The organism is Polynucleobacter sp. 35-46-11, from assembly GCF_002281105.1.
In genome coordinates, this window is the sequence record NZ_NCFJ01000071.1 from 1 (window position 1) to 9,919 (window position 9,919).

8 protein-coding genes and 1 pseudogene are annotated in these 9,919 nt (G+C 47.0%); 8 read left to right on the forward strand and 1 reads right to left on the reverse strand.

Going from position 1 to position 9,919, the window contains the following annotated elements:
- From B7Y67_RS07420 to rlmD, 7 genes and pseudogenes are all read left to right on the forward strand, one after another.
- Window positions 1-771 (forward strand): efflux RND transporter periplasmic adaptor subunit (locus tag B7Y67_RS07420; protein WP_293598093.1); only part of this gene is annotated, 771 nt, incomplete at its 5' end.
- Between the two features lie 4 nt (window positions 772-775).
- A complete protein-coding gene (locus B7Y67_RS07425) occupies window positions 776-3,853 on the forward strand; it encodes a CusA/CzcA family heavy metal efflux RND transporter (RefSeq protein ID WP_293598094.1) in 3,078 nt (1,025 codons plus the stop codon).
- A gap of 25 nt (window positions 3,854-3,878) precedes the next feature.
- Window positions 3,879-4,673, forward strand: a complete 795-nt coding sequence (gene surE / locus B7Y67_RS07430) for a 5'/3'-nucleotidase SurE (RefSeq protein ID WP_293598095.1) — start codon at window positions 3,879-3,881, stop codon at window positions 4,671-4,673.
- A gap of 29 nt (window positions 4,674-4,702) precedes the next feature.
- Window positions 4,703-5,326: pseudogene (locus B7Y67_RS07435) on the forward strand (protein-L-isoaspartate(D-aspartate) O-methyltransferase); the annotation flags it as partial.
- Window positions 5,323-6,093 (forward strand): peptidoglycan DD-metalloendopeptidase family protein, encoded by a 771-nt coding sequence (locus tag B7Y67_RS07440; RefSeq protein WP_293598096.1) that lies wholly within the window; start codon window positions 5,323-5,325, stop codon window positions 6,091-6,093. The pseudogene B7Y67_RS07435 and the gene B7Y67_RS07440, both read left to right, overlap by 4 nt.
- A gap of 31 nt (window positions 6,094-6,124) precedes the next feature.
- Window positions 6,125-6,946 carry a 3'-5' exonuclease gene (locus B7Y67_RS07445; protein WP_293598097.1) on the forward strand — a complete coding sequence of 274 codons (822 nt, stop codon included), beginning with the start codon at window positions 6,125-6,127 and terminating at the stop codon, window positions 6,944-6,946.
- Window positions 6,939-8,378: a 23S rRNA (uracil(1939)-C(5))-methyltransferase RlmD gene (rlmD, locus tag B7Y67_RS07450; RefSeq protein WP_293598099.1), complete on the forward strand. Its 1,440-nt coding sequence runs from the start codon at window positions 6,939-6,941 to the stop codon at window positions 8,376-8,378. Before B7Y67_RS07445 ends, rlmD begins: the two co-directional genes overlap by 8 nt.
- A gap of 96 nt (window positions 8,379-8,474) precedes the next feature.
- Here the strand turns inward: rlmD and B7Y67_RS07455 are convergent, their stop codons facing one another.
- Window positions 8,475-9,176, reverse strand: coding sequence for a Bax inhibitor-1 family protein (locus B7Y67_RS07455; protein ID WP_293598098.1), 702 nt, complete (start codon window positions 9,174-9,176; stop codon window positions 8,475-8,477).
- Window positions 9,177-9,469: 293 nt separating this feature from the next.
- Here B7Y67_RS07455 and ndk point away from each other — a divergent pair, with 293 nt between their 5' ends.
- Window positions 9,470-9,895, forward strand: a complete 426-nt coding sequence (gene ndk / locus B7Y67_RS07460; protein ID WP_046330292.1) for a nucleoside-diphosphate kinase — start codon at window positions 9,470-9,472, stop codon at window positions 9,893-9,895.
- The last annotated feature ends 24 nt before the right edge of the window (window positions 9,896-9,919 follow it).

A 9,919-nucleotide genomic window follows, 5' to 3' on the forward strand; every position in this document is an offset into this window, starting at 1 on the left:
CTCTATAGCCCAGAATTTATTTCAGCTCAGCAAGAATATTTGCTCTCATCAAAAACAGCTAGGGTATTGGAATCTAGCAAGACCATGGGTGATTTACTTGGGGATGCTCGCATTACCCAACAAGCGGCCGCAAATCGTATGCGTAATCTTGGTGCTGGCGATGGTGATATCAGGACAATTGAAGCTACCGGTAAAACTCAAAGCAATTTAGTGATGCGATCACCCCTAAAGGGTGTGGTGGTTAAGCGGAATGTGGAGCCTGGTTCTGCGGTGGACTCAGGTGATGTGATTGCTACCTTAGCAGATCCAAAGCAACTCTGGTTCTTGGGCAATGTGTTTGAACAAGACTTGCGCTTAATTAAGTCTGGTCAGAAAATAGTTTTGCAGGTAGAAGCCTATCCGGATAAAGAGTTCGTAGCTTACGCAAACTATATTGCTCCCACGATTGATCCGCAAACTCGCGCTTTATTGATTCGTGCGGATATAGATAATCATGATGACCTTTTGCGTCCTGATATGTACGCCTCTGCCAAGCTCACCACCGGCATGGCTGATGCTATCGTTGTGCCACAAACAGCCGTGGTCCGCATACGCGAGATGCGTTATGTAATTATTCGGGCTGGAGACGAAGTGTATCGTCGCATTCCTGTTAAAGGTTACGACTTAAATAGCAAGGCCTTTGCGATTACCAGTGGCATTGAACCTGGTTCGCGCATACTGGCAGAAGGTGCAGTGCTACTAAACGATCGATTTGCAAAGCAGGAAGATTAGTTAAGTGAGCGCCTTTACTTCTTTCATTCGAGGTGTACTTGAAAAACGGGTGCTTGTCATCGTCGGTTCAATTGTGCTTCTCGGTTTGGGAATGTATAGCCTATCTAAGTTGCCAATACAGCCATACCCGGGTGTAGCGCCATTAACGATTCAGGCGATTTCTCAATGGCCTGGCCGAAGCACGACTGAGGTAGAGCAGCAGGTGACCATTCCGGTAGAAAATGCCTTGGCAGGTATACCTGGTCTTCAGGCTTTCCGTTCAGTGTCTTTATTTGGCCTATCAGTTGTAACTCTGAAATTCAACGACACGACGGACCCATTTCAAGCACGTCAACGTTTTATGAGCAGCCTGTCTAATGTGAACTTTCCAGATGGGGTTACTTCCAGCGTTAGCCCGGACTCCGATGCCACTGGTGAGATCATGCGCTATGAGGTGAAGTCTGATTACGCCTCATCATCCCATCTCAAGACACTGCAGAACTACGAGATTTATAAGGAGCTAAAGCAAACCCCTGGGGTTGCGGATGTTTCTTCATTTGGTGGCAAGGTTCGCCAATATCAAGTGATTGTTAGTCCAGAAGGTTTGCAATCGAAGGGCATCACTGTTAATGAATTGATTACCGCTTTAACCAATGCGAATAGCAATACCGGTGGCGGACTATTGCCTAGCGGTGAGCAGCAGTTTGTAGTGCGTGGAGTAGGGCTTTTAAAAAGTATCGATGATATTAAGCGGGTAGTAGTCTCCATTCACAACGGGGTACCGATTCGGATTGGTGATGTGGCGCGTGTAGAAATTGGCAATGCACCACGTTTGGGGATGTTTCAGTTCAACGAGAACCCTGACTCTGTTGAAGGCATTGTTTACTTGCGTCGTGGTGAGAATGCCACTGAAGTACTGGCCCGAGTTCGTAATACGGTTGAGAACATCAACAAACAAATCTTGCCACCCGGAATTGAAGTAAAGCCTTTCTACGACCGCCAAGTGCTCTTGGATATCACCATCGGCACGGTGAAGCACACGCTGTTCTTCGGAATCTCCTTAGTTCTCGCGGTGCTTTTTTTCTTTTTGGGTAATTTACGTGCAGCAGCAGTTGTGGCTGCAGTAATTCCATTGGCTCTGTGCGTATCGTTTATTCAGATGCATTTATGGAGCGTTCCGGCTAACTTGATTTCTCTTGGCGCAATTGACTTTGGTGTAATTGTCGACTCTGCGGTCATCCTGACGGAGAACGTGATGCGCCATCTAGAGGAAGGTGGCAAGCGCCTTAATCAAAGCATTATCTTGGCAACAAGCGAAGTACAGCGCGCCATGATTTATTCGACCGGCATCATTATTGTTGCCTACTCTCCTTTGTTCTTTATGGGCGGAGTAGAGGGCATCATCTTTAAGCCAATGGCATTTACCATGGGCTTTGCCTTGATCGCGGCAATGATCTTAAGTCTGACATTCTTGCCAGCCATGATCTCCTTGGTTTTTGGTGAGAACTTGCATCACAAGCCACCGGGATTCATTACTCGCTTACTTGACGGGTACAAGCCTTTACTCAGAAAATGGATGGATCGCCCATTAACTGTCGTGTCAGTTGCAGTGTTTGTATTGGGTCTGACTTTATTAAGTATTACCCGTCTGGGTACTGCTTTCTTACCAACGCTAGAAGAGAATAATATTTGGCTACGCGTGACTTTGCCCAATACAGTGGATCTCGATTACTCTGTAAAAATTGCTAATCAATTACGCGAGACTTTCTTAAAACAACCTGAGATTGAAAAGGTTGCCGCTCAAATTGGTCGTCCGGATGATGGCACGGATTCCACTGGCGTATTTAATCAAGAATACGGTTTGTATTTAAAGGGTCCCGACAAGATGCCAAGCGGGTCGAGTAAGAAAGACTTGATTACCCATCTAGAAGCGGAGCTCAATAAGATTCCGGGCGTTACTTATAGTTTCTCGCAATACATTCAAGACAACGTGAATGAGGCGCTCTCTGGAGTGAAGGGAGAGAACTCGGTCAAGATTTACGGCACAGACCTTGAGGTTCTAGATCAAAAAGCCCATGAGGTAATTGAGCAACTTAAGAAAATTCGCGGTGTTGCAGACGAGGGTATCCTCAAGGAATTGGGTCAACCAACTTTAAACATTCAGATTGATCGTGAGCGCTCTGCACGTTACGGTATTAACGTCAATGACATTCAAACGTTAGTGGCCAATGCCATTGGTGGTGCAGCGGTGACAAATCTCCTTGAGGATGAAAAGACTTTTGGTATAGCGATTCGCTTAAATGAAGGGAGTCGTAATGACATTGCTGATATTGGCCACCTATTAGTAGATTCACCTAACGGCGCAGCTATTCCTTTGTCGATGGTTGCAACGGTTCAATTAAGTGATGGCCCATTCTTCATCTATCGTGAAGCTGGTAAGCGTTACATCGCGATTAAGTTCAGTGTACGTAACCGTGACTTGGGTAGCGCTGTAGAGGATGCGCAATTCTTAGTCGAGAAGAACATCACCTTGCCGCCAAACTATTCCATTAGTTGGGATGGTCAATTTAATCAAATGAAGCAGGCACAGAAGAAGCTCATGCTGATCGTGCCATTAGCCTTGCTAGGCATCTTCTTATTGCTTGTTAGTGCTTTTGGTAATTTCCGAGACGCAGTCATTGTGATGATTAACGTGCCGTTTGCAGCCATTGGCGGCGTCATTGCTTTGCATCTTGCTGGCGAGACTCTGAGTATTTCCGCCTTCTTTGGATTCTTATCCTTATTTGGGATCGCGATTCAGGACGGGGTGATTTTGATCTCCTTCATCAATAAGACGGCAGCTACCGAGCATCACGCAATGAAAGATGCCATGGTGGAGGGCGCTTCCTTACGAGTTCGCCCAGTACTGATGACTGCGGCACTTTCAGGTCTGGGGCTATTGCCTGCCGCTTTATCCCATTCGATTGGCTCAGAGGCCCAACGCCCCTTAGCCCTAGTAATTGTGGGGGGTATGGTGACGACCACTATTTTGACCCTCTTGGTATTACCAGTAATATATGGATGGTTCAGAGGTCGAGCGCTAAGCCAGATGGCAAAGGCCTAAGGCTACATAGAAAGTATTGATATTCATGAGTGAAAACACAATGCAGCCACATATTCTGATTTCAAATGATGATGGCTATCTTGCTCCTGGTCTTTTGGCCTTGGTCAATGCCATTCGCCCATTGGGTCGTGTAACCGTCATTGCCCCAGAGCAAAATCACAGCGGGGCTTCCAACTCATTGACACTGTCACGACCACTGTCGATTCATCGAGTAGCTGGCGGTGAGCGTGATGGCTTCCTATTTATTAATGGTACGCCAACCGATTGCGTTCATATCGCCATGACAGGATTCTTAGATGAAAAACCGGATCTCGTAGTCTCCGGTATTAATCAAGGCGAGAACATGGGTGAAGATACCCTTTACTCAGGCACTGTAGCTGCCGCAATTGAAGGCGTCATGTTTGGTGTCCCTGGCATTGCTTTCTCACAGATTGATAAAGGCTGGAACCGGATTGATGATGCTGCTAAAGCGGCTCACGATATCGTCGCGCAAATGTTGGCATCTCAGTTGACTCACACCGATGGCGCAGCTACCTTGCTGAATGTGAATATTCCAAATCGTCCCTATGCTGATCTCAATCGCTGGCGGGTAACCCGCTTAGGTAATCGCCATCACTCACAACCAGTAGTGCTTCAAAAGAGTCCGCGTGGTGATGATATTTACTGGATTGGTGCTGCTGGACATGCAAAAGATAGTTCTGAAGGTACCGACTTTCATGCGATTGCTGAAGGGTGTATCTCGATCACACCTATGCAGTTGGATTTGACTCATCATGCGCGTTTAGCTGCGATGCGTGCCAATGGTTGGACCCGCGGTTGAGGCCAGCTGCGGAACGTAATGCCGGTCACCGGCAAGCCTTGGCTGCGAAAGTGCTCGCTGCCGGGGTTAAGCACGGCAAAACATTAGAAGCGATTGCTACGGTTCCTCGTCATGCATTTATGGATGCGGGCATGCATCCTCAAGCCTACGAAGATACTGCTTTGCCTATCGGTCATTCTCAGACGATTTCCAAGCCATCAGTAGTTGCTCGCATGATTGAGCTCTTGCATAAGCCTAAGCAGCAGTTGGGCAAAGTATTGGAAATCGGTACTGGTTGCGGATATCAAGCAGCGGTACTGAGTTTGTTGTCGGATGAGGTGTATTCAATTGAGCGCATTCGTCCTTTGCACGACATGGCTAGAGAGAAGCTACGTCCATTTCGGATCAAAAACCTGCGTCTGATCTATGGTGATGGTATTTTGGGACTCCCCCAAGCGGCCCCCTTTGATGGAATTATTTTGGCAGCTGCTGGATTGGGTATTCCGGATGCCTTACTGGATCAACTGGCTATTGGCGGCCGTCTTGTGGCTCCAGTAGCCAAAAATGAGAAAGAGCAGCAGTTGATTATGGTTGAGCGGATGAGCTCTCAGCGCTATCAAAGAACCGTTCTAGACGAGGTCTTTTTTGTCCCCTTACAATCAGGGGTAGTATGAAAAACCCAATAAACCCTATGTTTAGATATCTTCTATTGCTTCTGGCAATTGCTACTTTGGCATTCAATGTCGGTTGCTCGACCACACCTAGGGCTAAGCCAGCGAATGTGGTTGATCGAAGTGGTGGAGCTAGTGAGCCTACACCGCCTGGATACTATCGCGTCAAACGTGGCGATACTCTGGCTCGGATTGCTTTAGATAATGGACAATCTCCGCGAGATTTAGCGCAGTCGAATAATTTATCCAACCCAAACTTAATTGAAGTGGGTGACCTCATTTTGGTAAGGCCTCCAGCTAGCAGCAAATTAACTGTTAAGCCAATTCCAAAAACGGCTAGTGATACTCCGAAAGCAGATGCACCAAAGATGGATGCTGCCAAAGAAGCCCCTAAAGAAATCGTTGCAGAGCCGGGGATTCGTTTGTCATGGCCAGCTAAAGGCAAGGTCACTGAAGAATTCAGTGAGAAGACTAAAGGCATTGATATCGCTGGTAAGTTAGGGGAACCTATTACCGCAGCATCGGATGGTAAAGTGGTTTACGCTGGTAATAGCTTGCGTGGCTATGGCAACCTTGTCATTATCAAACACGACAACACATATCTCACAGCTTATGCCCATAACCGTATGCTCTCAGTAAAAGAGGGTGATGCGGTGAAGAAGGATCAGAAGATTGCTGAGATGGGCGATACTGATACAAATTCTGTAAAACTCCATTTCGAACTCCGTGTGAATGGCAAGCCAGTAAACCCAACGCCATACTTGCAGTAATTGCTCTCAATAACTTGCTAGCGATTTAAGTATGGCAACAGTTCTCATTTTCGATATTGAAACTATTCCTGATGTAGCAGGATTACGTCGTCTTAATGACTATCCGGATGCACTCTCAGATAGCGAGGTTGCTGCCAAAGCAATGGCAGAGCGGGCTGAGAAAACCGGTAGTGAGTTTCTGCCACTGTATCTACAACGGATTTGTGCTATTTCCTGCGTTATTCGTAGAACAACTAAAGATGGCTCACCCCAAATTAAAGTTGGTACCTTAGGCACAGCGCAAGATGATGAGAAGGTATTGATACAGACCTTCTTTGAGTTAGTAGAGAAATATACCCCGCAGTTGGTTTCCTGGAATGGCAGTGGTTTTGACCTGCCAGTACTGCACTACCGTGCGCTAGCAAATCATGTGCAAGCACCACGCTATTGGGAAATGGGCGAGAGCCAAGAAAACGATAGCCGTGAATTTAAGTGGAACAACTACATCAGTCGTTATCACATGCGTCATCTGGACTTGATGGATCTCTTGGCTAAATTTAATGGTCGTGCCAATGCTCCCTTGGATGGCCTGGCAAAACTCTGCGGCTTCCCTGGCAAGATGGGAATGGATGGCGGTCAAGTTTGGCCTGCTTATCAAGAAGGCAGAATTGACGAGATTCGTCGCTATTGCGAAACCGATGTGGTTAACACTTATCTGATGTACTGCCGCTTTCAGTTGATGCGTGGTGGCTTCTCATTAGAAGAATACAAAGAAGAAATCACTTTCGTAAAAGCCTACTTAGAAAAAGAATCTCAAGAGCCGCATGGCGAGCAGTGGCAAGAATATCTCTTGGACTTTGCTCCCGATGCGTAGAGGAGAAAAGCCAGTCCACATTGTTGTGACTGAGCCGGTACGAGTAGATTCCCTTGATCTCGATGCACAAGGCATTGCGCGCTTAGCGCTCACTGAAGAAGAGGCTGGGCATGAGCTAGATTCTGGTCAAAGCGGTAAAGTCATTTTTATCAAAGGCGCGCTACCCACCGAGCTAGTCACCTATGTTGTGACACAAGACAAAGCTCGCTTTAGTAAAGCTAAGGTGCTGAACATTCTCAAGCCTGCAGTATTCAGAGCGGAACCTAAATGTAAAGCATTTGGAGTGTGTGGTGGATGCACCATGCAGCACTTGGATATTCGGGCTCAAGTAGCCATGAAACAGCGCGTTCTTGAGGATGATCTAAAGCACATAGCAAAAGTTTCCCCTGAAGAAATTCTTCGGCCGATGGGGGGTCCTGCTTGGGAATACCGTCATCGCGCACGCTTAAGCGCTGTCAATCGTTCCATTAAAAAAGGAACGGTGTTGATTGGATTTCATGAGGGCAAGAGTGGCTATGTCGCGGATATGACGGCTTGTGAGATTTTGCCAAAGCATGTTTCTGATCTGTTGCCCGAGATGCGTAAATTGGTCATGGCTCTTTCCATCGTCGATCGTATGCCGCAAATTGAAATCGCAGTAGGTGAGCCCGAGGACCCCAATTCAGAAGACCCTAAAAAGTTAAAGCCAGTCACGGCATTGGTCTTCAGAAATCTCCTGCCACTAACGTCAGCAGATGAACAGTTGCTCCGAGATTTTGCAGATGCGCATCAAGTCTGGATATGGTTGCAACCCAAAGGTATAGAAACCGTTGCACCGTTCTATCCTCTAACAGGCAAGCTTTGCTACCGTTTACCTGAGTTTGAGATTGAGATGCCATTTAAGCCGGCCGATTTCACACAGGTCAATCATATGATGAACCGTGCCTTGGTGAGTAGGGCGATTCGTCTCCTAGAGGTTCAAGCAAATGATCGTGTGCTTGATTTATTCTGCGGCATTGGTAATTTCACTCTACCGCTGGCAAGAAGGGCCAGCAAAGTTCTGGGTATTGAGGGCTTAGAAAGTCTCACTACCAGAGCCAAAGCCAATGCAGAGCATAACCAGCTCGCAGATAAAGCCAGCTTTATGCAAAGCAATTTATTTGAAGTGGGCACAGAGACAATCGCCTCGTGGGGCAAAGCTGAGCGTTGGTTGATGGATCCCCCACGTGAGGGTGCCATGGAAATTTGCCAGGCCTTAGCCCAACTCCATGAGCAAGGCAGTGATCTACCGCCACAACGCATTGTGTATGTGTCCTGCAATCCCAAGACCTTAGCTAGAGATACGGACATTCTCTGTCATCAGGCTGGTTATGTTCTCAAGAGTGCGGGGATCGTTAATATGTTCCCCCACACATCCCATGTGGAGTCGATGGCAGTATTTGAAAGATCCTAGTAATTCATTGCTTTAAAAGATCAGTTGCTCGCAATATTGAAGCAAAGAAAAAGGCACCCGCGGGTGCCTTTTTAATTAAAACTTAAAACCCATTGCTTAATCTCTGTCACCGCCCACAATGCCTAAGAGGGCGAGCAAGTTGGTGAAGATGTTGTACACATCCAGGTAAATAGCCAAAGTAGCCATTACGTAGTTAGTCTCACCACCGTTGATGATGCGTTGTACATCAACCAAGATAAAGGCTGAAAAGATTGCGATGGCCAAGACCATGACAGTCAACATTAAGGCTGGTAACTGTAACCAGATATTGGCTAACGAAGCCACGATCAGGAGCAGTACACCTACCATCAACCATTTACCCATGCCTGAGAAGTCGCTCTTGCTCACTGTGGCAATTGAGGCCATCACAGCAAAAATCGCTGCAGTACCGCCAAAGGCCAACATGATCAAGGTAGCACCATTGCTGTAGCTATTGAGTGTGTAACCTACTAGGCCAGACATCATGATGCCCATAAAGAAGGTGAAGCCAAGCAACAGCAGGACACCAGCTCCGGTATCCTTGTTTTTCTCAATCGCCCAGAAGAAACCAAAAGCGATTGCCATAAAGACGATGAAACCCATAAAAGGGCTACCCGCCATGAAGTTCAGTCCAAAGGCAACGCCAAGCCATGCGCCAATGACAGTAGGAATCATTGAGAGCGCCAAAAGGGCATAGGTATTGCGAAGTACGCGGTTGCGTATTTGGGGGGTGCTAATCGAGCCTGTTTGCCCAAAGCCGTAAGAGTTAAGATCACTCATATTGACTCCTTTTTCATAGTTAATACACGAGCCCACCAGGGGCTGTTGACAGTAAGTATAGACAAAATGGGGTAATTTCAAGCCCCCTATGAAAAAGACTACAAATCATAGGGTTATGCCCTGTAAATTCAATAGCTTAGCTACGCCCAGATCAGGGTAAATACGGTCGGCCGATGTATAATTCGGGGGTCGCTGAATTCCTAGCGCCTTGTGGGAAATCGAGAGAGGCATCTTTCTGGGTCCAAATTGGCGCCAAATCAGCAAAATCTTTGAAATCACTATTGGAGTTTTACATGGCTATTGAACGCACCCTTTCTATTATCAAGCCTGATGCTGTTGCAAAAAACGTGATCGGCAAGATCTACGACCGTTTCGAATCTGCTGGTTTGAAGATTGTTGCGTCCAGAATGGCGCATTTGTCACAAGCTGAAGCTGAGCAGTTCTACGCTGTGCATGCTGCCCGTCCTTTCTTTAAAGATTTGGTGAGCTTCATGATTTCTGGTCCTGTCATGATTCAGGTATTGGAAGGCGAAGGCGCAATTGCTAAGAACCGTGACTTGATGGGCGCTACTGATCCTAAGAAAGCCGACAAAGGCACTATCCGTGCTGACTTTGCTGACAGCATTGATGCAAACGCTGTTCATGGCTCTGATGCTCCTGAAACTGCTGCTGTCGAAGTTGCATTCTTCTTCGCTGGCATGAACGTTTTCAATCGTTAATTCACGATTGCTAACGAACAACCT

Bases quoted from the DNA above. Each gene is read 5' to 3' on its own strand.
- surE (WP_293598095.1), top strand. From the start codon at position 3,879: ATGAGTGAAAACACAATGCAGCCACATATTCTGATTTCAAATGATGAT.
- B7Y67_RS07440 (WP_293598096.1), top strand. From the start codon at position 5,323: ATGAAAAACCCAATAAACCCTATGTTTAGATATCTTCTATTGCTTCTG.
- B7Y67_RS07445 (WP_293598097.1), top strand. From the start codon at position 6,125: ATGGCAACAGTTCTCATTTTCGATATTGAAACTATTCCTGATGTAGCA.
- rlmD (WP_293598099.1), top strand. From the start codon at position 6,939: ATGCGTAGAGGAGAAAAGCCAGTCCACATTGTTGTGACTGAGCCGGTA.
- B7Y67_RS07455 (WP_293598098.1), bottom strand. From the start codon at position 9,176: ATGAGTGATCTTAACTCTTACGGCTTTGGGCAAACAGGCTCGATTAGC.
- ndk (WP_046330292.1), top strand. From the start codon at position 9,470: ATGGCTATTGAACGCACCCTTTCTATTATCAAGCCTGATGCTGTTGCA.